This window comes from Paraburkholderia sp. A3BS-1L (assembly GCF_051125215.1).
Lineage (GTDB): Bacteria > Pseudomonadota > Gammaproteobacteria > Burkholderiales > Burkholderiaceae > Paraburkholderia.
Genome location: NZ_CP120442.1, coordinates 2,042,436 through 2,064,955, shown reverse-complemented (window position 1 = coordinate 2,064,955; position 22,520 = coordinate 2,042,436). Strand labels below are relative to the sequence as shown.

Genomic DNA, 22,520 nt, shown 5'->3' with positions numbered 1-22,520 from the left:
GGGCAAATGTTAGCAGGCGACACGCTCGAGTTGGCCGGCGCGCCGTGTGATTGCGCCGCGGTGCCGTGGCGCGGCGCGCGAGGCATCGAGGCATGACTGCAGTGCTGGGTTCTCTGTCCCCGGCGTGGTGGCTTGTGATCGCGCTGTGTTGCGCGGCCACTTTCTACGCGATTTGTGCCGTGCTCAGCATGCCGCGCCTTGGTTCCGCCGCACAAGTGCGCGTGGCGGCCCGGCGCGCCCGGGTCCGCACGCCGCTGCCGGTGAGCGTGCTCAAGCCGCTGTGTGGCGCAGAGCCCCGTCTCTATGAAAACCTCGTCACCTTTTGCGAGCAGCACCATCCGCGCTATCAATTGATTTTCGGGGTGTCCTCGTCGAAGGATCCCGCCATTGCGGTCGTGCGGCGGCTGCAGGCCGCGTATCCGGCCCACGACATCGCGCTCGTGATCGACTCGCGCGTGCACGGCAGCAACCTGAAGGTGAGCAATCTCATCAATATGGCGGCCCATGCGCGCCATGAGGTGCTGATCGTCGCCGACAGCGACATCGCGGTGGAGCCCGACTATCTCGAGATCGTCACCGCGCCGCTCGCCGACCCGCAAGTGGGCGTGGTCACCTGTCTTTACAGCGCGCGCAGTATCGGCGGCTTCTGGCCGCGCGTGGGCGCGCTGTTCATCAACGAGTGGTTCGCGCCTTCGGTGCGGGTCGCGCATTCCACGGGCTCGCGCGCGTTCGGCTTCGGTGCGACGCTTGCGCTGTCGCGTGGCACGCTCGAGCGCATCGGCGGTTTCGAGTCGCTCAAGGATTGCCTCGCCGACGACTATCAGCTCGCGCGCTTCGCACGCGATCACGGGCTCGACACGGTGCTCGCGCCGGTGCTGGTCGCCACTGACGTGATCGAGCCGACGTTCCGCACGCTGTGGCTGCGCGAGACGCGCTGGCTGCGCACGATTCGCTCGGTCAATCCGGCGGGGTTTGCGTCGCTCTTCATCACCTTTACCTCGCCGTGGCTCGTGCTGGGCGCGCTCGCATACTGGCAGCTCGCGGCCAGCGCCGCGATGGCATCCGGGGCCGGCGCAGTGGCGAGGGTCGCGTTGGCCGTGCTCGGCGCGAGCACGGTTAGCGGTATCATCGCGCGGTTGGCCTTGCATGTGCGCGGCAGTGCGAGCCTGCAGGCGTTCTGGCGCGATTTGCCGCTGGTGCCGCTGCGCGATGCGCTCTTGCTGCTGCAATGGCTGGCGGCCGTATTCGGCTCGCACGTGATCTGGCGCGGCGTGCGCGTGCCGGTCGCCAACCCCGACGTCGTGGCCGCGGCCGACATCGGTGCCATGCCGGGTGCGGGCGAAGCGCGCGTGAGCGCGGCGCCGCGCCGGGCGGCCGTCGAGGTGTCGGATGGCCGTTGAGGCCGTGGTTGGGCCCAGCGTTGTCAGGTCTGGCGAATCAGGCCTGGCGAAGCAAGCCTGGTGAAGCAGGCCCGAATAAATCAGGTCCAGCGTGCCGGACCGAAGCGCCCCGGGGCATGAGTCCCAGGCGCACCCCAAATTGTGGCGTGCCGCGCCGGCCTCGAGCCAGCGCGCGCGCTTGTCGTTCATTCATGCCCATTAACAAAAGGGTTGGCGGAGCACTCCTCTCATGAAAACGCTGTTTTTGCAGGCCCCGTCCTATGACGGCTTCGACGGTGGCGCAGGCTCGCGCTATCAGGCGAAGCGCGAGATCCGCTCGTTCTGGTATCCGACCTGGCTCGCCCAGCCCGCAGCCCTCGTGCCGGACAGCCGCGTGCTCGACGCGCCCGCCGACGGTATTGGCGTCGAACAAACGCTGAAGATCGCGATGGACTACGACCTCGTGATCATCCACACGAGCACGCCGTCGTTCCCGACCGACGCGCTGTTCGCCGAGGACCTGAAAAAGCGCAAGCCGTCGCTGCTGGTCGGCATGGTGGGCGCGAAGGTGATGGTCGACCCGCACAACTCGCTCACGGCCACCGAGGCGATCGATTTCGTCTGCCGCGAGGAATTCGACTTCACCTGCAAGGAAATCGCCGAAGGCAAGCCGTTCGCCGAGATCAAGGGCTTGAGCTGGCGCGCGAAGGACGGCTCGATCGAGCACAACGAAGCGCGTCCGATCCTCGAGAACATGGACGAGCTGCCCTTTGTGGCGCCCGTCTACAAGCGCGATCTGAAGATCGACAACTACTTCATCGGCTACCTGAACTACCCGTACGTCTCGATCTACACGGGTCGCGGCTGCAAGTCGCGCTGCACGTTCTGCCTGTGGCCGCAGACGGTGAGCGGCCACCGCTACCGCACGCGCTCGGTCGAGAACGTGCTCGCGGAAGCGAAGTGGATTCGCGACAACATGCCGGAAGTGAAGGAGCTCATGTTCGACGACGACACCTTCACCGATGACCTGCCGCGCGCCGAAGCCATCGCGATCGGCCTCGGCAAGCTCGGCATGACGTGGTCGTGCAACGCCAAGGCGAATGTGCCGTACAAGACGCTCAAGGTCATGAAGGAGAACGGCCTGCGCCTGCTGCTCGTGGGCTTCGAAAGCGGCGACGACCAGATCCTCGTGAACATCAAGAAGGGCGTGCGCACCGACTTCGCGCGCCGCTTCAGCGCCGATTGCAAGAAGCTCGGCGTCAAGATTCACGGCACCTTCATTCTCGGCCTGCCGGGCGAGACGCCGGAGACCATCAAGAAGACCATCGAGTACGCGAAGGAAATCAATCCGCACACGATCCAGGTCTCGCTCGCGGCGCCTTATCCGGGCACGACGCTCTACAAGCAGGCCGTCGAGAACGGCTGGATGGAAGAGAACAAGACCATCAATCTCGTGAGCAAGGAAGGCGTGCAGCTTGCGGCGATCGGCTATCCGCATCTGTCGCGCGACGAGATCTATCACCATCTCGAGCAGTTCTATCGCGAGTTCTATTTCCGCCCGTCGAAGATTTGGGAAATCGTGCGCGAAATGCTCACGAGCTGGGACATGATGAAGCGCCGCCTGCGTGAGGGCGTGGAGTTCTTCCGCTTCCTGCGCGCCCACGAGGCATGATGGATGCGTCGCCGCGCGCGGCTGGGGTTGCCGACGTCGCAGGCAATGATGGCCGCGCGCTGATCTTCACCGCCGACGACTTCGGCCTGCACGAGCGGGTCAACGCGGCGGTCGAGCGCGCGCACTGCGATGGCGTGCTCAATGCCGCGAGCCTGATGGTCGCCGCGCCCGCCGCCGCCGATGCGGTGGCGCGCGCGCGGCAATTGCCGAACCTGCGCGTGGGCCTGCACCTCGTGCTCGCCGACGGCGCGGCCATGCTGCCGCACGCGCAAATTCCCGCGCTCGTCGACGCGCAAGGCCGCTTCGGCGACAACATGGTGCTCGACGGCTTTCGCTTCTTTTTCCTGCCTCACGTGCGCGCGCAGCTCGCCCTGGAGATTCGCGCGCAATTCGAGGCGTTCGCGGCGACCGGGCTCGCGCTCGATCACGTGAACACGCACAAGCACTTCCATCTGCATCCCACGGTGCTCTCGCTGATCCTCTCGATCGGCCGCGAGTACGGCTTGCGCGCGATGCGCCTGCCGCTGGAGGCGGGCGCGCCGTTTGCGCTCAGGCCCTGGCTTGCACTCGTGCGCGCGCGTCTTGCGCGTGCGGGCGTGGCGCATAACGATTACGTCGTGGGCATGGCGAACACGGGCGCGATGGACGAGGCAGTGCTGCTCGACGCGCTCGTGCATCTGCCGGCGCAGGGCGTGGGCGAGATCTATTGCCATCCGGCCGAGGCGCCCGCTGCGGGCGAGGGGCCGATCACGCCGTCGATGAGCGCGTATCGGCACGCCGACGAGCTCGACGCGCTGATCTCGCCGCGCGTGGCCGAAGCGCTGAAGCGCGCGGGCGTGCGCCACGGCGGGTTCACCGACGTGTTTTTCGACCGGGGGGCGGCGAAGTCCGCTGCATCGGGCGGCGCACGCGCGCTGGCAAGTCACACCCAGGAGACACAGGCATCGTCATGAAGTGGCTTCAATGGCTGGGCCTGCCGGTCGGGATCGCGATCCTGATCGGGCTGGCCGTGCACGATGGCGCGCGCGACGTGGTGCGCGTGATCGGCGCGGCGGGGCCGGTGCTCCTATGGCTCGTGCCGTTCCATGCGCTGCCGCTGTTGCTCGATGCGCACGCGTGGCGCCTCCTGCTCGACAAGCGCGCGCCGCTTGGTTTCCTCTGGTGGGTCGCGACCGTGCGCGAGGCCGTCAACCGCCTCCTGCCCGTGGTGGGCGTGGGCGGGGAGATCGTCGGGGTGCGCCTCGCGCGCTGGAAGGTGCGCGACCGCGGCGATGGCGACAACGGTGACGATGGGCGCGACCTGAGCCGGATCACGGCCTCGGTGATCGTCGAGGTGTTCGTGACCATTGCCGTGCAATACGCGTTCTCGGCGCTCGGCGTCGTGCTGATCGTGGCGGCAACGGGCGACGGCGGGTCGCTGCGCACCATCGTCACGATCGCGCTCGCGTTGCTCCTCACGGCGCCGCTGCCCGTGCTCGCAGTGGTCCTGCTGCGCCGCGGCGGGGTGTTCCATGCGATCGAGCGCTGGGCCGCGCAGCTGCTCGGCGCGAACAATCCGCTCATGATGGGCATCGACGGCAAGCAGCTCGACGCCGAACTCGACCGGCTCATGTCGCGCACAGGCCTGATGTTCCGCGCGTTCTTCTGGCAGCTCGGCGGCTATATGCTCGGCGCGTTCGAGACATGGTGGGCGCTCAAGCTGCTCGGCCATCCGGTCACGGTGGGCGAGGCGCTCGCCATCGAGGCCATCACCCAGGCCGTGCGCCACGCGGCCTTCATGGTGCCGGCGGGCCTCGGCGTGCAGGAAGTCGCCGTGGTGCTGCTCGCGCAATTGTTCGGCGTGAGCCCGGACGTGGCGCTCTCGCTCGCGCTCGTCAAGCGCATGCGCGAGGTGGTGTTCGGCGTGCTTGCGCTGCTGTCCTGGCAGGCCGCCGAGATCGCGCGCACGCGCCGCTCGCTGCGCGAGCGCAAGCGTGCCGGCGCTGCCGCGAGCGAGGCGCTGCCTGCCGCGGCCGGCGCGCACGCACGGGCGTCCCGGGCGTTGCACGAGCCGCATTCGAACTCGACGGCGCGCCACGACCAGCCGCATTGACGGTACATTGTGGGTTGTAAGCGCACGCTGAGCCGGCGCCCTGGTCCGTCCTCAGATGCGCCGCAAGCGCTGCTTCCGTGATGCCCACACGACATGTCGCCCACCTTTTCATCCACACGCTCGCTCGCGGTGGCGTGCGCCGCCTTGGCGGCGCTCACGCTCACGGGCTGCGACGACCGCCAGATCGACACCATGCTCGACGCCCTCCGGCAGACGTTCAAGACCTTCTTCGATTCGGTGAAGCCCGACGTGCTGCTGCTCAAGGGCATGACGCCTGGCGTCTCGACGCTCGAGCAGGTGCGCGAGCAGATGGGCAAGCCCGAGACCGAGCGTGTGTTCGACGACGGCTCGCGGCGGCTCGAATATCCGCGCGGCCCGGCGGGGCTCAAGACCTATATGGTCGACATCGGCCCGGATGGACGGCTCGTGGCGATCACGCAGGCGCTCACTGCCGAGAATTTCGCGAAGGTGCGCGTCGGCGAGAGCCAGGACGAGGTGCGGCGCTTGCTCGGTAAACCAGGGCAGGTGGCCGCGTACCGGCTCAAGAAGGAGACGGTGTGGAGCTGGAAGTGGCTCGAAGGGGGCGTCACGCAGGAAGCGTATTTCAATGTGCACTTCGGGCCCGACGGACGGGTCTCGACGACCTCGCGCTCCGATGTGATTCGGGGGCGTTGAAGGGCGATGGAGACGAACGAAGACGGGCAGGCGCCGGAAAGTGGACTCAGCAAGCGGACATAGGACATTGAATCTACTCGACAAAGTGTTGAGGAAAGTGAAGCAGAAAGCGAAGCAGGTGAGGAAAACCGGAGGACGCGGGAGGCGCGCATGGTGATGCAACGTCGGCGTCCGCCGCGCGTGGGGCTCGTGCTGGGTGGCGGGGCGGCGCGCGGCTGGGCCCATATTGGCGCGATTCGCGCGCTAGAGGAGGCGGGCATCAAGCCCGACGTGGTGTGCGGCACCTCCATCGGCGCGCTCGTGGGCGCCGTCTACGCGAACGGCGATCTGGACTGGCTCGAAGAGTGGGTCGGCAAGCTCACCTGGCAGACGGTCGTGCGCCTGCTCGACTTGCGCTTTTCCGGCGGGCTGCTGGGCGGGCGCAAGGTGATCGACCTGTTCGCGAAACAGTTCAACGGGCGCACGATCGACGACCTGGCCATACCGTTCGCGGCGGTGGCCACCGAGCTCGATACGGGCCGCGAAGTCTGGCTGCGCGACGGCGGCGTGGTGGACGCGGTGCGCGCCTCCATCGCGATCCCCGGGCTTTTCACGCCGATCTGGCACGACGGCGTATGGCTCGTGGACGGCGGGCTCAGCAACCCGGTGCCGGTCTCGGCGGCGCGCGCGATGCGCGCCGACACGGTGATCGCCATCGACCTTAATCACGACATCCTCAATGGCCGTGACCTGGGCGGCGCAATCGACACCGTGCCGCGCGAAACGCCGGCGGAGGTGGCGGGCGCCGGGACTTCGCCGGCGAGCGGCGAGGAGCTGGAATTGCCGCTCGATGGACTGTCCGACGCGCCCTCCGACGCATCGTCCGATACGCAAGCCGGCTCGCTGCCCAATGCGCCGCCCGGCGCGCGCCGCAGGGAACCCCCGTTGCTGCTGCGCCGCAATGGCAGGCCGTTTCCGAACTGGCTGCAGCCTTCGGGACTGGGCGCGCTGGGCGGCCCGGACGTGCGCGTCGCGCCGCCGCCAAGTGCGCGCGCGCCGTCCTTGCTGAGCTCGATCGCGCAGAGTATCGACATCATGCAGGTGCGCATCACGCGCAGCCGTCTGGCGGGCGAGCCCGCCGACGTGCTGATCCAGCCGCGTCTGGGCGGCATGGGGATTTTCGACTTTCATCGCGCCGGTCCGGCGATCGAGGAAGGGCGCGCGGCCGTGCAGTACATGCTGCCCGCGATCAAGGCGCAGTTGGGGATCGAGTAGGGCGCCGCGGCTTCTATCGAAAAAGCGACTCGAAACTTGTGAAAACGCCCAGCGTGGACCGCTGGGTTTTTTTCGGCTTACAAAATCATCGCGCCCTTGACGGCGCGGCTCAAAACCCCGGCCAGACGTGCGAAGCGCTGCTATGCTGCAATGCAGCATAACGGGCGCGCGCGTTTGAGCAATCCATTTTGCACTGCGACCATCCGCGCACATCTTCAAAACGACGCCCGCGGCCAACACCCGGAGCGTCGATAACGACTTTCACGGAGACGCGCGTGATGCTCTACGGCTTTGGCCCGGTACTGCTCGCCGGCACGATCAAGACGATCGAACTTTCGCTGCTCTCGCTCGGCGTGGCCGTGCTGCTCGGTCTTGCGGGCGCGGCGGCGAAGCTTTCGTTCAACCGGCCGCTCGCGGCCTGCGCGACGGCCTACACCACGCTGATTCGCTCGGTGCCCGATCTCGTGCTGATGCTGCTGCTGTTCTACAGCATTCAGATCGGCGTGAACGAGGTCACCGACGCGCTCGGCATGGCGCAGATCGACATCGATCCATTCGTGGCCGGCGTGCTCACGCTCGGCTTCATCTACGGCGCGTACTTCACGGAGACCTTCCGCGGCGCGTTTCTCGCTGTGCCGCGCGGCCAGCTCGAAGCGGGCCACGCCTACGGCATGAGCGGGGTGCGCGTGTTCGTGCGCATCCTGTTTCCGCAGATGATGCGCTTTGCGCTGCCCGGCATCGGCAACAACTGGCAGGTGCTCGTGAAGGCGACCGCGCTGGTGTCGATCATCGGTCTGGCCGATGTCGTGAAGGCCGCTCAGGACGCGGGCCGCAGCACCTTCAACCTGTTTTTCTTCCTCGTGATCGCGGCGCTCATCTACCTGGCGATCACCACCATTTCGAACTTCGCGCTGATCTGGCTCGAACGCCGCTACTCGGCGGGCGTGCGCCACGCGCAACTGTAATCCGGGGAGAACCAGGCGATGAACGAAATCATTCAACAATTCGGCCGCGCATTCCTCTACTGGGACGGCGAGCACGTCTCGGGCCTCGCGATGACGGCGTGGCTGCTCGTGATCTCGGTGGCGTTCGGCTTTGTCTGCGCGGTGCCGCTCGCGGTCGCGCGCGTGTCGAGCCGGCGCTGGATCTCGCTGCCGGTGCGCTTCTACACCTATGTGTTTCGCGGCACGCCGCTCTATGTGCAACTGCTGCTGATCTACACGGGCGTGTACAGCCTCGCTTTCGTGCGCGCCGAGCCGCTCTTCGACGCGTTTTTCCGCAGCGGCCTGAATTGCGCGATCCTCGCGTTCGCGCTCAATACCTGCGCTTATACGACCGAGATTTTCGCGGGCGCGATTCGCGCGACTTCGCACGGCGAAGTGGAGGCGGCGCGCGCTTATGGCATGAGCCCGTTCACGATGTACTGGCGCGTCGTGCTGCCTTCGGCGCTGCGCCGCGCGCTGCCCCTGTACAGTAACGAAGTGATCCTGATGCTGCACGCAACGACGGTGGCGTTCACGGCGACAGTGCCCGACATCCTCAAGGTCGCGCGCGACGCCAACTCGGCGACTTACCGCTCGTTCGAGTCGTTCGGGCTCGCGGCGCTGATCTACTGTGCGGTATCGTTCGTGCTGGTGGCTGCGTTCCGCCGCGCGGAGAAGCGCTGGCTCGGCCATCTTGCCGTGCGTACGCGATAATTTTTGGGAGACCACCTTGGTTCAGACGATGCAAACGAATCCGCGCACGCCGCAAACCCAAATGAAAACCCCAGCGCAATCTTCATCGGATAGCAAGCTGATTGCCCGCGACATCCACAAGCGCTATGGCGACAACGAAGTGCTCAAGGGCGTCTCGCTCGACGCGAAGAAGGGCGACGTGATCAGCATCATCGGCGCGAGCGGCTCGGGCAAGAGCACGTTCCTGCGCTGCATTAATTTCCTCGAGAAGCCGAACGCCGGCGAGATCGTGGTGGACGGCGAAACCGTGCGCACGAAAGCGGGCCGCAACGGCGACCTCGACGTGGCCGATCACAAGCAGCTCCAGCGCATTCGCACCAAGCTCGCGATGGTGTTTCAGCACTTCAATCTCTGGTCGCACATGAACGTGATCGAGAACGTGATCGAGGCGCCCATGCACGTGCTCGGCGTGCCGCGCAAGGAAGCCGAGGAGCGCGCGCGTGCGTATCTGGAGAAGGTCGGCCTCGCGCCGCGCGTGGAAAAGCAATATCCCTCGCATCTCTCGGGCGGCCAGCAGCAGCGCGTGGCGATTGCGCGCGCGCTCGCGATGAACCCCGACGTGATGCTGTTCGACGAGCCTACGTCCGCGCTCGATCCCGAACTCGTGGGCGAAGTGCTCAAGGTGATGCAGAAGCTCGCCGAGGAAGGCCGCACGATGATCGTCGTGACGCACGAGATGGGTTTTGCGCGCAACGTCTCCAATCATGTGATGTTTCTGCACCAGGGCCGCACCGAGGAAGAGGGCGCGCCCGCCGACGTGCTCGGCAACCCGAGGAGCGAGCGCCTGCGCCAGTTCCTCTCGGGCAGCCTCAAGTAAGCGGAGCGCCAGGACGTGTCGCAAGCGGCGTCCCGCACGACCCAGGTCGCGATCGTCGCGTTGCCGCCGGTCTCGATGTCGAGCGTCGGCCCCATCGTCGATGCCCTGAACCTCGCCAACGAAATCGACGGCCGCGCGCTCTACCGCTGGCAGATGTGCTCGTGGAACGGCCGGCCCGTGCCGCTCGCCGGCGGCGCGCAATGGCCCGCCGACTGCGCGTTCGGCGACGCGGTGGCGTGCGACTGGCTCATCGTCGTGACCGAGCGCTTTCAGCAGTTCGCCGACTATCGCCTGTTTCTCGCGAGCCTCGCGCGCGTGGGGCAGCGCACGCCGATCGTGAGCGGCATCCACCACGGCATCTGGTGGCTCGCGATGGCGGGCCAGCTGCAGGGCTATCGCGTGGCGGTGAACTGGGAGACCTATCAGCAGTTCTCCGAACAGTTCGAGCGCACCATCGTCACGCAGCACATCTACGAAATCGACCGCGGCCGCGCGACCTGCTCGGGCGGCCAGGCGACGCTCGATTTCATGCTCGCAATGATCGGCCGCGAGCACGGCCCCGAACTCGTGGACCGCATCGCCGACGCGCTCGGCGCAAGCACGCTCAGGAGCGGCGACGAGCGCCAGCGCATTCCGTTCGTGACTGCGCCCGGCGAGCGCCATCCGCGCCTGAACGATGCGCTCATGCTGATGGAGGCGAATATCGAGGACCCGCTCACGACCGACGAGATCGCCGGCCACGTGGGCGTCTCGCGCCGTCAGCTGGAGCGCCTGTTCCGCCAGTACCTCAATGCGATGCCGTCGAAGTACTACCTGGGCCTGCGCCTCGCGAAAGCGCGCTCTCAGCTGCAGCGCACCAGCAAGTCGGTGGTGCAGATCAGCCTTGCATGCGGATTTTCATCGGCGGCGCATTTTTCCAATGCCTATCGCGAGCGCTTCGGCGTGACGCCGCGCGAGGATCGCCGCAACTGGATCGAGCGCCAGCACGGCGGCGCGGCCGGGGCAGCGGCGCTGGAGCCGCGCGCGGGCGCGCTCGTGGAGCCGCCGGAGCGCGACTGATTGCAACCGGTCGCGCCTGATTGCACCTGATCCCGCCCGGCGACGACGAAAAAACACGTCGCGGTTACGCAAGACGATTGCGGCATGGTTGCCTACACTGCTTCTGTTACCGAGGCAAAGGGCGTTGCGCTGCAACAGGCGCACGCCGCCCCAGCCTGAAACCCACATTGAGCCCAAGAGGATTCGCCATGAACGACCAGACCGTGAGCCGCAAGACCTTCGACGAAGTGATGGTGCCGTGCTTTTCGCCCGCGCCGTTCGTTCCCGACCGTGGCGAAGGCTCGCGCGTCTGGGACACCGAAGGCCGCGACTATGTCGACTTCGCGTGCGGCATCGCCGTGACCTCGCTCGGCCACGCCAACCCCGAACTGCTGCGCGTGCTGCACCAGCAGGGCGGCAAGCTCTGGCACATCGGCAACGGCTACACCAACGAGCCGGTGCTACGCCTCGCGCGCAAGCTCGAAGCCCTCACGTTCGCCGATCGCGCATTCTTCGCGAACTCGGGCGCCGAGGCCAACGAGGCCGCGCTCAAGCTCGCGCGCCGCGTGGCATTCGACCGTCACGGCGAGCAGAAGGCCGAGATCATCTCGTTCACGCAGTCGTTCCATGGCCGCACCTTCTTCACGGTCAGCGTGGGCGGCCAGCCCAAGTATTCGGAAGGCTTCGGCCCTGTGCCGCAGGGCATCGTGCATCTGCCTTACAACGATATCGAAGCCGCGAAGCGCGCGATCGGCGCGCAAACCTGCGCCGTGATCGTCGAGCCGGTGCAGGGCGAGGGCGGCGTGATTCCCGCCGATCCGGCCTTCCTGCAGGCGCTGCGCGAGGCCTGCGACGCGCACAACGCGCTGCTGATTTTCGACGAAGTGCAAACGGGCGTGGGCCGCACCGGCACTTTCTACGCGTACCAGGACACCGGCGTGACGCCGGACATCCTCACCACGGCGAAGGCGCTCGGCAACGGCTTTCCGATTGGCGCGATGCTCACGACCGAAGCCATTGCGGCGCACTTCAAGGTGGGCGTGCACGGCACGACCTATGGCGGCAACCCGCTCGGCGCGGCGATCGCGGACAAGGTGGTCGAGCTCGTGAGCGACCCGGCGCTGCTCGCCGGCGTGCGCGCGCGCGGCGAAGCGATTCGCGCGAAGCTCGCGCAACTGAACGAACGCTTCGACATGTTCAAGGAAGTGCGCGGCAAGGGTCTGCTGATCGGCGCGGAACTGACCGCGCGCTTCGCGGGCCGCGCGAAGGACTTCAACGCGGCGGCTGCAAACCGCGGCGTGATGATGTTGATCGCCGGCCCCGACGTGCTGCGCTTCGCGCCGTCGCTCATCATTCCCGAGGCGGACCTGAACGAGGGCTTCGCGCGCCTCGAGAAGGCCTTCGAAGATGTGATCGGCGCGCGCTGAGCGCTAGCCGCGCCTCATTGACCACAGGATCGACGATGCTATTCGTTCGCCCCGCAAGGCTCTCCGATCTCGATGCGATCGCCCACATGGCCCGCACCGCGCAGCCCGTGCTGCACTCGCTGCCGCACGACCGCGCGGCGCTGGAAGCGCGCATCGCGCTGTCCGAGGATTCGTTTCGCGCCCAGGTGGATTTCCCCGGCGAGGAGTTCTATCTCTTCGTGCTCGAGGATTCGGCCACGGGCCGGCTCGTCGGCACCTCCAGCATCGTGGCGGCGGCGGGTTATTCGGAGCCGTTCTACGCGTTTCGCAACGACGCGCTGATTCACGCCTCGCGCGAACTGCACGTGAACCGCAAGATTCACGCGCTCACCATGTCGCACGAACTCACGGGCAAGAGCCGGCTCGCGGGCTTCTACATCGAGCCCGCGCTGCGTGGCGATGCCGCCGCGCATCTGATGTCGCGCGCACGCATGATGTACATCGCGATGAACCGGCGCCGCTTCACGCCCGAGGTGTTCTCGCTGCTGCTCGGCGTGACCGACGACGCAGGCGTTTCGCCGTTCTGGGAGGCGGTGGGACGCAAGTTCTTCGGGCGCGATTTCAAGGACATCGAAATGGTTTCGGGCGGCCGCAGCCGCACCTTCATCGCCGAAGTGATGCCCGCTTATCCGCTTTACGTGCCGCTGTTGCCCGAGGCCGCGCAGCGCGTGCTGGGCGAGCCGGATCCGAGCGCCTTGCTCGCCTATGAGATCCATCTGGAAGAGGGCTTCGAGACGGACCGCTATGTCGACATCTTCGACGCGGGCCCGGTGATGACCGCGCAGGTGGACCGCACGTCGTCGGTCGAGGGCAATGAGACGCGCACGGTGCGCGAGAGCGCCGGCGCGGCACGGGGCGCGAAGTATCTGGTTGCGAGCCAGCATGGCGGCGAGTTCCGCTGCGCTTTGGCGACCTTGCCCGAGGCGGCGGAAGTTACGGGGCGCGCGGATCATGGTGCTCACGCGCCGGCGGCCGCGCCGCTCGACGCGGCCACGCGTGCGGCACTCAACGTGCAGGACGGCGAGGCGGTGCGTTGCGCACCGCTGTATCGCCGTAGCGAAGATGACTCGATGGAACAATCGACTGGAGAAGCGCAATGATCGTGGTACGCGTCGTGCAGACGGGCGATGTGGACGCGCTCGTCGCGCTTGCCCAGGAAACCGGCCCCGGCCTCACCACCTTCAAGCCCGACCGCGAAGCGCTCGCGGCGCGCATCGAACGCACGCGTCGCACGCTTGCGGGCGAGGCGGCGCAGAGCGAGGCGGGCTACTTCTTCGTGATGGAAGACACCGCGACCGGCGACGTGGCCGGCGTGTGCGGGATCGAAACTGCGGTGGGCCTGCAGCAGCCGTTCTACAACTATCGCGTGAGCACGGTCGTGCACGCGAGCCAGGACCTCGGCATCTGGACGCGCATGCGCGCGCTCAACATCTCGCACGACCTCACGGGCTATGCCGAGGTGTGCTCGCTGTTCCTCTCGCCGCGCTATCGCACGGGCGGCATGGGCGGCTTGCTCTCGCGCTCGCGCTTCATGTTCATCGCGCAGTTCCGCGAGCGTTTTCCGGAGCGTCTGTGCGCTGAGCTGCGCGGCCACTTCGACGCAGAAGGCACTTCGCCGTTCTGGCGCGCGGTCGGTTCGCACTTCTATCAGATCGATTTCAATGCCGCCGACTACCTGAGTTCGCACGGCCGCAAGGCGTTTCTTGCCGAGCTGATGCCGCGCTTTCCGGTGTACGTCGAGTTGCTGCCCGAGGATGCGCAGGCCTGCGTGGGCCTCACGCACGCGGACACGGTGCCGGCGCGGCGCATGCTCGAAGCCGAAGGGCTGCGTTACGAGAACCACGTCGATATCTTCGACGCGGGCCCGGTGCTCGAATGCCATACCGCCGACTTGCGCACGGTGCGCGAGAGCGTGGTGGTGCCGGTACGCATTGCAGGTACTGCGGGCGCTGCGCAGGAAGCCGAGGAAGGCGTGCGCTCGCTCGTGTCGAACACGTCGCTGACCGACTTTCGCGTGGGCTTTGCTCCGGGTGTCGTGCACGACGGCGCGTTCACGCTGAGCGCGCAGGAAGCCGCGGCGCTGAACGTCGCGCAAGGCGATCCAGTGCGCGTGCTGGGCGCGACGCACAAGCCGAAACAAGGTTGAGGGCGGGGCTTGCAGAAGCCACGCTGAAAGATAAGGATGACCATGAACGAGCTTTTCATCGATGGGCAGTGGTGCGCCGCTAGCGGCCCCGCATTCGTTTCGCGCAATCCGGGCACGGGCGAGACCGTGTGGAGCGGCAACGCCGCGAACGCCGAGGACGTGGACCGCGCCGTGAGCGCCGCGCGCCGCGCATTCGTCGAATGGTCGCAGACGCCGTTCGAGGCGCGCTGCGAGATCGTCAAGCGCTTCGCGGCGCTCGTCACCGAACGCAAGGAGCAGCTCGCGCAGGCCATCGGCCGCGAGACCGGCAAACCGCTGTGGGAAGCGCGCACCGAAGCCGCGTCGATGGCCGCCAAGGTCGCGATCTCGATCACGGCCTATGGCGAGCGCACCGGCGAAAAGCGCAGCGACATGGCCGACGGCGTGGCCGTGCTGCGCCATCGTCCGCACGGCGTCGTGGCCGTGTTCGGCCCGTATAACTTCCCCGGCCATCTGCCCAACGGGCATATCGTGCCGGCGCTGATCGCGGGCAACGCGGTCGTGTTCAAGCCTTCGGAGCTCGCGCCGGATGTTGCGCGCGCAACGGTCGAGATCTGGCATGAAGCGGGGCTGCCCGCGGGCGTGATCAATCTCGTGCAGGGCGAGCGCGACACCGGCATCGCGCTTGCGAACCATCGCCAGATCGACGGGCTGTTCTTCACGGGCAGCTCGGATACGGGCACGCTGCTGCATCGCCAGTTCGGCGGCCGCCCCGAGATCGTGCTCGCGCTGGAGATGGGCGGCAACAACCCGCTCGTCGTCGCGCCCGTGGAAGACATCGACGCCGCCGTGCATCACGCGATCCAGTCGGCGTTTCTCTCGGCGGGGCAGCGCTGCACCTGCGCGCGCCGCATCCTGGTGCCCACCGGCGCGTTCGGCGACCGCTTCATCGAGCGCTTCGTCGAGGTGTCCTCGCGCATCGCGGTGGGCGAATACAACGCCGAGCCGCAGCCGTTCATGGGCGCGGTGATCTCGGCGCGCGCGGCAGCCAGGCTGATCGACGCGCAGGCCCAGCTGCTCGAACGCGGCGCGAAGGCGCTCTTGCGCATGGAGCAGCGCGACCCGGCGCTCGGCTTCGTCACGCCCGGCATTCTCGACGTGACGAATGTGGCCGATCTGCCCGATGAAGAGCACTTCGGGCCGCTCGCGCAGATCATCCGCTACGCCGGTTTCGACGACGCCATCGCACAGGCCAACAACACGGCCTACGGCCTCTCGGCGGGCCTGCTCGCCGATGATGCCGCGCTCTGGCAGCGCTTCTCGCGCGAGATCCGCGCGGGCATCGTGAACTGGAACCGGCCCACCAATGGCGCGTCGAGCGGTGCGCCCTTCGGCGGCCCGGGCCGCTCGGGCAACCACCGGCCGAGCGCGTTCTACGCCGCCGACTACTGCGCCTGGCCGATGGCCTCGGTCGAGAGCGCACAGCTGACCATGCCCGCGAGCGTCTCGCCGGGCCTTCAATTCTGAGGATCGACGATGACTCAAATTTCAACGGCACTCGCGGGGACCCTTGAGGCCAACTTCGACGGGCTCGTCGGTCCCACGCACAACTACGCTGGCCTCTCGTTCGGCAACGTCGCTTCGCAGAACAACGAGAAGTCGGTCGCGAACCCGCGCGCCGCTGCGCAGCAGGGCTTGCGCAAGATGAAGCGCCTCGCCGATCTCGGCTTCGCGCAGGGCGTGCTGCCGCCGCAGGAGCGGCCCTCGATGCGCCTGTTGCGCGAGCTGGGCTTCACGGGCAAGGACGCCGACGCGATCGCGCGTGCCGCGAAGGACGCTCCCGAGCTGCTCGCCGCGGCCAGTTCGGCTTCCGCGATGTGGACCGCGAACGCGGCCACCGTGAGCCCTTCGGCGGACACGCCCGAGCGCCGCGTGCACTTCACGCCCGCGAACCTGTGCAGCAAGCTCCATCGCGCGATCGAGCACGAGTCCACGCGCCGCACGCTCGGCACCATCTTCGCGGATCCGTCGCACTTCGTGGTGCACGACGCGTTGCCGGGCACGCCCGCGCTCGGCGACGAAGGCGCGGCGAATCACACGCGCTTTTGCGCGCAGTACGGCGAGCGCGGCGTGGAGTTCTTTGTCTACGGCCGCAGCGAGTACCGGCGCGGGCCGGAGCCCAAGCGCTTCCCGGCGCGCCAGACCTTCGAGGCGAGCCGCGCGATCGCGCAGCGCCACGGCCTCACCGACGAGACCACGGTGTTCGCGCAGCAGCGCCCCGAGGTGATCGACGCCGGCGTCTTCCATAACGACGTGATTGCGGTGGGCAACCGCAGCACCCTGTTTTGCCACGAGCTTGCATTCGTCGACCAGAAGAACGTCTACGACGAACTGCGCAGGAAGCTCGGAGCGCATGGCGCGCCGTTCGACGTGATCGAAGTGCCCGATGCGCAAGTGAGCGTGGCCGATGCTGTTTCGTCGTATCTCTTCAACAGCCAGCTTTTGAGCCGCGCGGACGGCAAGCAGATTCTCGTCGTGCCGCAGGAATGCCGCGAGAATCCGCGCGTGGCGATCTATCTCGACGAGCTGGCCGCGAAGCGCGGTCCCATCGACGAGGTGCTCGTTTTCGACCTGCGCGAGAGCATGAAGAACGGCGGCGGCCCCGCGTGCCTGCGCCTGCGCGTGGTGCTGAGCGAGGCCGAGCGCGCAGCGGTCGCGCCAGGTGTATGGATGAACGATGCGCTGTTCGCGAGGCTCGACGCCTGGATCGGCAAGCACTATCGCGACCGCCTCGCGCCCCAGGATCTCACCGATCCGGCGCTGCTGGTGGAGTCGCGCACCGCGCTCGATGAGCTCACGCAGATTCTCGGCCTGGGGTCGCTCTATGACTTCCAGCGCTGAGCCGGTTCAGTCGCACGCGGCGAGCACGGCCACGCCCGCTTGCCTCGCCGATTTTCTCGCCACGACGCTGGCAGGCGAGCGGCCGGCCAGCGCCGCGCAAGCGGAAGGCACGTGCGCCTATGGCGCGGTGCGCTGGCAATGGCTCGACGAAGGCGTGCTGCAACTCGAGCCGGTGCATACCGGCGGCGCACGCGGCGAGCCGCTCAAGAGCGTGCTGCTCTCCGCTGGCGTGCACGGCGACGAGACCGCGCCCATCGAGCTGCTTTCGCGGATGGTCGCGGATCTGGCCGCGGGGCATCTCGCGCTCGCGTGCCGTCTGCTGATCGTGCTCGGCAACGTGGCCGCGATGCGCGCCGCCACGCGCTATGAAGACGACGACCTTAACCGGTTGTTCAGCGGGCGCCATGCGCGCGTGCCGCAAAGCCGCGAGGCGCCGCGCGCCGTCGCGCTCGAGACGGCGGCGCAGCGCTTCTTTGCCGAAGCGTCCGATGCCCCGGGCGCGCGCTGGCACCTCGACCTGCACACTGCGATCCGCGCCTCGGCATTCGAGCAGTTCGCGCTGCTGCCTTATACGGGCGACGCGCCCACGCGCGCGATGTTCGACTGGCTCGCCGATGCGAACATCGCCGCTGTCCTGATTCATACGGAGAAGGGCGCAACGTACTCGTCGTTTAGCGCCGATGCTTGCGGCGCCGTCGCATGCACGCTCGAACTCGGCAAGGTGCGGCCGTTCGGCCACAACGATCTCACGCGCTTCGCGCAAGCGGACGCAGCCGTGCGCCGGATCGTGTCGGGCGCGCAGGCGACCCGGGACGCGCCGATGCCGCGCGTGTTCACGGTGATCGGCCAGATCACGAAGCAAAGCGATGCGTTCGCACTGCACGTGGCTGCCGACGTGGCGAACTTCACGCCGTTCGCACGCGGCACGGTGCTCGCGGAAGACGGCGCGTATCGCTACGTCGTCGCACGCGACGAGGAGCGCATCGTGTTTCCGAATCCCACCGTGAAGCCCGGCTTGCGTGCGGGCCTGCTCGTGGTCGACACGACCGCCGAAACCCTCGCATCGCTCACATGAACTACGCGAAAACCCCGCCTGGCGGGGTTTTCCGGCCGGCGGCGCCGGCCACGGTACAATCGCGTCCTCGCGGTTGCTGCGGCGCGTCATAGACGAGGCGCCGGTTTGAACCGCTTTGTTGGCGCAGCGATCCTGCGCCGAAGCGCGCCGCATGACCTTTGAAGCAGCCCCTTGAAGCGCGCTGCAATCCGACTGGAAAGAGACACTGATGAACATGAACTGGAACAAGCTGGCCACTTTCACACTGTGCGCCGCCTTCACCGTGGCCGCGGGCGCGGCCCATGCCGCTGACCTCAAGGAAATCCGCTTCGGCGTCGAGGCGTCGTATGCGCCGTTCGAATCGAAGTCGCCGAGCGGCGAACTGCAGGGCTTCGACATCGACGTGGGCAATGCCGTTTGCGCAAAGCTCAAGGTCAAGTGCATGTGGGTGGAGAACTCGTTCGACGGCCTGATTCCGGCGCTGCAGGCGCGCAAGTTCAACGCCATCAACTCGGACATGACGATCACGGACCAGCGCCGCCAGGCGATCGATTTCACCGATCCGATCTATGCGATTCCCAACCAGATGATCGCGAAGAAGGGCAGCCCGTTGCTGCCCACGCCCGAGTCGCTCAAGGGCAAGCATGTGGGCGTGCTCCAGGGCACGATCCAGGAAACCTACGCGAAGGCCAAGTGGTCGCCCGCCGGCGTCGACGTCGTGCCGTATCAGACCCAGGACCAGATCTACGCCGACCTCGCCTCGGGCCGTCTGGATGCCGCTTTCCAGGACGCCGAAGCGGCGTCGAAGGGCTTCCTGAACAAGCCGCAAGGCGCGGGCTTCGCCTTCGCGGGACCGCAGGTCGTCGACGCGAAGCTGCTCGGCGAGGGCGTGGGCTACGGCGTGCGCAAGAATGACGCGGCGCTGAAGGCCGCGCTCAATGGCGCGCTCAAGGAGCTGAAGGCCGATGGGACGATCGACCGCATCGCCGCGAAGTATTTCGACGTGAAGGTCGTGCTCAAGTAAAACGCGGCTTACGAGCGAGTTTTTGTGGATGCCGGTGAGGCTTTGCCTTGCCGGCATTTTTTATTGATCGAAGCGTCGTCAAGGTGAGGTATTCGCGCTCCACTTGCACACGTCGGCTTCTACCGTGCGCAAGTGGGAACAAGGCCACACCCATCCCACCGGACCGGCGCTCAAACTGCTCAACATCATTGCCGACAAGGGCTTGCAGGCCATCATTTGATCGGTCGCCTGGCCATTCTTCATGAAGCGCGTTGATTTCATGAAGCTTCGCGCTTCGTATGCGCGGTGTATGGGCCAGGCTAAAATCGCATAAGAATGAAAACGCCGCCGCGGCCTTGCCGGCTGTGCGCGGACGGGGCGCAAGAACAAGCAAGAACACATCGCAAGAGACCATACGATCAGACGCCGCGTACAGCGCGGCGCTTCGCGGGGGACCCATGAGTTTCAGTGCCGCAGACCGGCCGCCCATGTCGGGCGTCGAGGATGGCCGTAGAACGACCGGCACGCCGGCGGAACCCACGACCCATTCCAGCCACGCTTATTTCGCACGCAAGCCCGTGCTCGATCGTGACGGCGTGCTCTGCGCGTTCGAATTGCTGCCGCGCGTGGTTGCGCGCGAAGGCGTCGCGCAAGAGCCGTCGCCCGATGGCAACGCAGCGCAAAACAAGGCGCTCATCGAAGCATTCTGCTCACCCACTTTGCGCGCGGCGCTGACCGGCCACCGGGCGTGGCTCGACGTCACGCGCGAGCTGCTGTTCGACGATGTCCTGCTGCGCCTGCCCGCCGATCGCGTGATGCTGGAATTGCCGCCCGGCATCGGCGCCGATCCCGAGCTGATCGCGCGGCTCGCCAAGCTGCACGGCAAGCGCTATCGCTTCGCGCTCGACCACGTTACGCAGGCCGACGAGTCGTTCGCGAAGCTGTTGCCCTATGCGGACGCGGTCAAGCTCGATCCGCGCGGCATCGCGCCCGCGCTGCTGCCGAAGTTCGCTAGCGTGCTCAAGGCGGCGGGCAAGATCCTCGTGGCGCTCGACATCGATACGCCCGCCGAACACGAGCGCGCTCACGCGCTGGGCTTCGACCGCTTCCAGGGCTATTACTTCGCGAAGCCGCAGGGTACCGGGGCGCGGCGGGTGAGCGCGCCTCGCCAGGCCTTGCTGGGTCTGCTGAAACTGCTGGCCTCGGAGCCCACCGTGATGCAGCTCGAAGCGGAACTTAAGCTCAATCCCGTGCTGGTGATGCATCTGATGCGGCTCGCGAATTCGGGCAGCTTCGGTCTCGGGCGCAAGGTGAGCACGCTGCGCGAGGCGATCAACGCGACGGGCACCAATCGCATCGCGCGCTGGACGCAACTGCTGCTGTACGCGGACGGCCGCAAGATCGCGCTGGAGGACGACCCGCTCCTGCAACTGGCCGCCACGCGTGCGCGCTTCATGGAACTCGCCGCCGCGCTGCTGCCCGAAGCCGGGCCCGCCGAGGAAGATGCGGCGTTTCTCGTCGGCGTGTTTTCGTTCGTCGATGCCGTGTTCGGCGGTCCGCTCGACCAGACGCTCGAAGTCCTCAGGCTCGCCAGGCCGATCCGCGCGGCCATTGCGCGCCGCGAAGGCGTGCTGGGCCGGCTGCTCGACGTGAGCGAGGCGCTGGAGCGCGCTGATTGGGCAGCTGTGGATGCCGTGTGCGCCACGCTTGCGCCGCTCGATGTGGGCGCGCTGGCGGCGCTTGCGCTCACGGCGGCGGCGTGGGCCGGCACGGCCGAGCACAACGCCGAGGCCGAGGGGCTGGAGCGGTTCGAGGATTGACGATCGAGATGCCGGCGAGCCCGCCCGCACCTGCCTGCGCCTATGTCTTCACGGGACTCGCCGAGAAAAACCGCGCGAGCTCGTGCGCGAGCTCGTTCAAGGCGCTCATTTCCTTTGGCAAGATTTTCCGCGGCTCCTGGCTCAGCAGCCAGTCGCCGTAGAGCAGCGCCACCGGCGGCTCGCCGGGGTGCGCCACCGGCAGCAGCACGAACGCGCGCGCGTCGTCGAGGCGCGCGCGGTACCACGCGGGCAGACGCGCGAGCATCTTGGGGTCGCGCGCATTCTCGATAAAGATGCCCACCGAGTTCGCAATCGCGAGATGGAACACGTCGGGCTGGAACGCCGCGCTGAACGCGAGCTTGTCGAGATGGCCCTCGACCTGCGGGCCGAAGCCGCGCTGCGCCTCGAACATGTTCGAGCCGTGCCGCACGAACACGATCGTGCGTGCGAAGCCGAGACCGGCCAGCACGGTCTCCGTGGCGAGCGTGAGCGCCGTCTGGAGCGGGCTGCCGGGCGGCAGCGCGCGCAGGTCTTCCACAGCCGCCGAGATGCGCGCCTCGGGGGGGAGCGACTCGCGCGCAATGGCGTCGGCGTTTGCGCGCAGTTCGACGATCTCGCGCATCACGCCATCGTCGGCTTCCTCGCGGGCCAGCGCGAGGCTCATCTGCACCAGCGTTTCGGGGTCGGTGTTGAGCGCGCGGCCATAGTGCTGCGCGAGCTCGGCAATGTGCTCCTCGCGCGCTTCGTCGGTGAGGCCCGCCGTGGTGAGCACGCGCGCCACCTCGGTCGAATAGTTCGTGATGGCGCGCAGCCATTGCACCTGGCGCGGCTCGTTGGCGGCAGGATCGTATTCCTCCATGCCTGAGCGGATGGCCTCGGGCAGGCGCCAGCGCGAGGCCGCGTCCTGGCCGATCTCGGCGAAGGTCACGCCGAGCACGTCGATGCAGGCATCGTCTTCGTCCGTGCCTCGCTCGCATTCGCGGCGGATCTGGTCCCACTCCGGCTCGAGATAGAACACCACCAGCAGCTTGCCCACCTGGCGCATCAGCGTGCAGACCACGGCTTCCTCGCCCGCGCGCAGGTCGCCGCGCTCGGTGAGCTTGCGCGCGACGCAGCCCGAGAGCATCGTGCGGTTCAGTTCGAGCTTGGCGTCGATGCGGCGTGGCGCGCTGTGATGGAAGTGATCGACGATCTTCAGGCCCACCACGAGATGGCCGACCGCGTCCATGCCGAGCACCATCAGCGCGCGCGTGACAGTCGTGATGTTGCCGCCGAAGGCCATGTACATGGCGGAGTTGGCAAGGCGCAGCACCTTCTGCGTGAGCGCGAAGTCGGAGAGCACGACCTTCACGAGCGCGGTGAAGTCGTAGTCGTCGTTGGTCATGGCGGCCACGGTCGAGCGCAGCGATTGCGACAGCATGGGGAAGTCGCCGCGCTCGTTCATACGAGCCCAGAGCCGGTCGAGCAGGACTGCCTTTACCATCTGAA

General features: G+C 67.2%; 19 protein-coding genes and 1 pseudogene. 19 read left to right on the top strand and 1 reads right to left on the bottom strand.

Annotation, left to right across the window (positions count from 1 at the left end; all coding sequences use genetic code 11):
- Positions 1 to 92: 92 nt before the first annotated feature.
- The 19 genes and pseudogenes from hpnI (at position 93) to P5W99_RS09245 (ending at position 21,032) form a co-directional block, all read left to right on the top strand.
- The gene (hpnI, locus tag P5W99_RS09335; protein WP_434660351.1) at positions 93 to 1,400 is read left to right on the top strand and encodes a bacteriohopanetetrol glucosamine biosynthesis glycosyltransferase HpnI; all 1,308 of its coding nucleotides are present in this window, start codon (positions 93 to 95) and stop codon (positions 1,398 to 1,400) included.
- Between the two features lie 229 nt (positions 1,401 to 1,629).
- Positions 1,630 to 3,051, top strand: a complete 1,422-nt coding sequence (gene hpnJ / locus P5W99_RS09330) for a hopanoid biosynthesis associated radical SAM protein HpnJ (protein ID WP_434660350.1) — start codon at positions 1,630 to 1,632, stop codon at positions 3,049 to 3,051.
- Positions 3,051 to 4,004 carry a hopanoid biosynthesis-associated protein HpnK gene (gene hpnK, locus P5W99_RS09325; protein WP_434662507.1) on the top strand — a complete coding sequence of 318 codons (954 nt, stop codon included), beginning with the start codon at positions 3,051 to 3,053 and terminating at the stop codon, positions 4,002 to 4,004. Before hpnJ ends, hpnK begins: the two co-directional genes overlap by 1 nt.
- Entirely contained in the window at positions 4,001 to 5,143 is a 1,143-nt protein-coding gene (locus tag P5W99_RS09320; RefSeq protein ID WP_434660348.1) for a lysylphosphatidylglycerol synthase domain-containing protein, read from the top strand. Before hpnK ends, P5W99_RS09320 begins: the two co-directional genes overlap by 4 nt.
- A gap of 93 nt (positions 5,144 to 5,236) precedes the next feature.
- Positions 5,237 to 5,818 (top strand): hypothetical protein, encoded by a 582-nt coding sequence (locus P5W99_RS09315; protein ID WP_434660346.1) that lies wholly within the window; start codon positions 5,237 to 5,239, stop codon positions 5,816 to 5,818.
- A gap of 153 nt (positions 5,819 to 5,971) precedes the next feature.
- Positions 5,972 to 7,072, top strand: coding sequence for a patatin-like phospholipase family protein (locus tag P5W99_RS09310; protein WP_434662504.1), 1,101 nt, complete (start codon positions 5,972 to 5,974; stop codon positions 7,070 to 7,072).
- A gap of 275 nt (positions 7,073 to 7,347) precedes the next feature.
- A complete protein-coding gene (locus P5W99_RS09305; protein WP_421043546.1) occupies positions 7,348 to 8,037 on the top strand; it encodes an ABC transporter permease in 690 nt (229 codons plus the stop codon).
- An 18-nt stretch (positions 8,038 to 8,055) separates the two neighbouring features.
- A complete protein-coding gene (locus tag P5W99_RS09300; RefSeq protein ID WP_421024251.1) occupies positions 8,056 to 8,769 on the top strand; it encodes an ABC transporter permease in 714 nt (237 codons plus the stop codon).
- A 61-nt stretch (positions 8,770 to 8,830) separates the two neighbouring features.
- On the top strand, positions 8,831 to 9,625 hold the full coding sequence (locus tag P5W99_RS09295; RefSeq protein WP_421043547.1) for an ABC transporter ATP-binding protein: 795 nt from the start codon (positions 8,831 to 8,833) through the stop codon (positions 9,623 to 9,625).
- A 75-nt stretch (positions 9,626 to 9,700) separates the two neighbouring features.
- On the top strand, positions 9,701 to 10,684 hold the full coding sequence (locus P5W99_RS09290) for a GlxA family transcriptional regulator (protein ID WP_421025225.1): 984 nt from the start codon (positions 9,701 to 9,703) through the stop codon (positions 10,682 to 10,684).
- Positions 10,685 to 10,872: 188 nt separating this feature from the next.
- The gene (locus P5W99_RS09285; protein ID WP_421024249.1) at positions 10,873 to 12,090 is read left to right on the top strand and encodes an aspartate aminotransferase family protein; all 1,218 of its coding nucleotides are present in this window, start codon (positions 10,873 to 10,875) and stop codon (positions 12,088 to 12,090) included.
- Positions 12,091 to 12,125: 35 nt separating this feature from the next.
- Entirely contained in the window at positions 12,126 to 13,229 is a 1,104-nt protein-coding gene (gene aruF / locus P5W99_RS09280; RefSeq protein WP_434660343.1) for an arginine/ornithine succinyltransferase subunit alpha, read from the top strand.
- Positions 13,226 to 14,275, top strand: coding sequence for an arginine N-succinyltransferase (gene astA / locus P5W99_RS09275; RefSeq protein ID WP_421024247.1), 1,050 nt, complete (start codon positions 13,226 to 13,228; stop codon positions 14,273 to 14,275). The genes aruF and astA overlap by 4 nt, the downstream gene beginning before the upstream one ends.
- Positions 14,276 to 14,317: 42 nt before the next feature.
- Complete coding sequence (astD, locus tag P5W99_RS09270; protein ID WP_434660342.1) at positions 14,318 to 15,781, top strand: succinylglutamate-semialdehyde dehydrogenase; 1,464 nt, start codon at positions 14,318 to 14,320, stop codon at positions 15,779 to 15,781.
- 9 nt (positions 15,782 to 15,790) lie between these two features.
- Positions 15,791 to 17,155 carry an N-succinylarginine dihydrolase gene (gene astB / locus P5W99_RS09265; protein ID WP_434660340.1) on the top strand — a complete coding sequence of 455 codons (1,365 nt, stop codon included), beginning with the start codon at positions 15,791 to 15,793 and terminating at the stop codon, positions 17,153 to 17,155.
- Positions 17,139 to 18,230 (top strand): succinylglutamate desuccinylase, encoded by a 1,092-nt coding sequence (gene astE / locus P5W99_RS09260; protein ID WP_434660339.1) that lies wholly within the window; start codon positions 17,139 to 17,141, stop codon positions 18,228 to 18,230. Before astB ends, astE begins: the two co-directional genes overlap by 17 nt.
- Before the next feature lie 208 nt (positions 18,231 to 18,438).
- Complete coding sequence (locus P5W99_RS09255; protein ID WP_421024243.1) at positions 18,439 to 19,233, top strand: ABC transporter substrate-binding protein; 795 nt, start codon at positions 18,439 to 18,441, stop codon at positions 19,231 to 19,233.
- 88 nt (positions 19,234 to 19,321) lie between these two features.
- A pseudogene (locus P5W99_RS09250) lies at positions 19,322 to 19,453 on the top strand (helix-turn-helix domain-containing protein); the annotation flags it as partial.
- 217 nt (positions 19,454 to 19,670) lie between these two features.
- Positions 19,671 to 21,032, top strand: coding sequence for an EAL and HDOD domain-containing protein (locus P5W99_RS09245; protein WP_421024242.1), 1,362 nt, complete (start codon positions 19,671 to 19,673; stop codon positions 21,030 to 21,032).
- A gap of 40 nt (positions 21,033 to 21,072) precedes the next feature.
- Here the strand turns inward: P5W99_RS09245 and P5W99_RS09240 are convergent, their stop codons facing one another.
- Positions 21,073 to 22,515: an HDOD domain-containing protein gene (locus P5W99_RS09240; protein WP_421045007.1), complete on the bottom strand. Its 1,443-nt coding sequence runs from the start codon at positions 22,513 to 22,515 to the stop codon at positions 21,073 to 21,075.
- Positions 22,516 to 22,520: the final 5 nt, after the last annotated feature.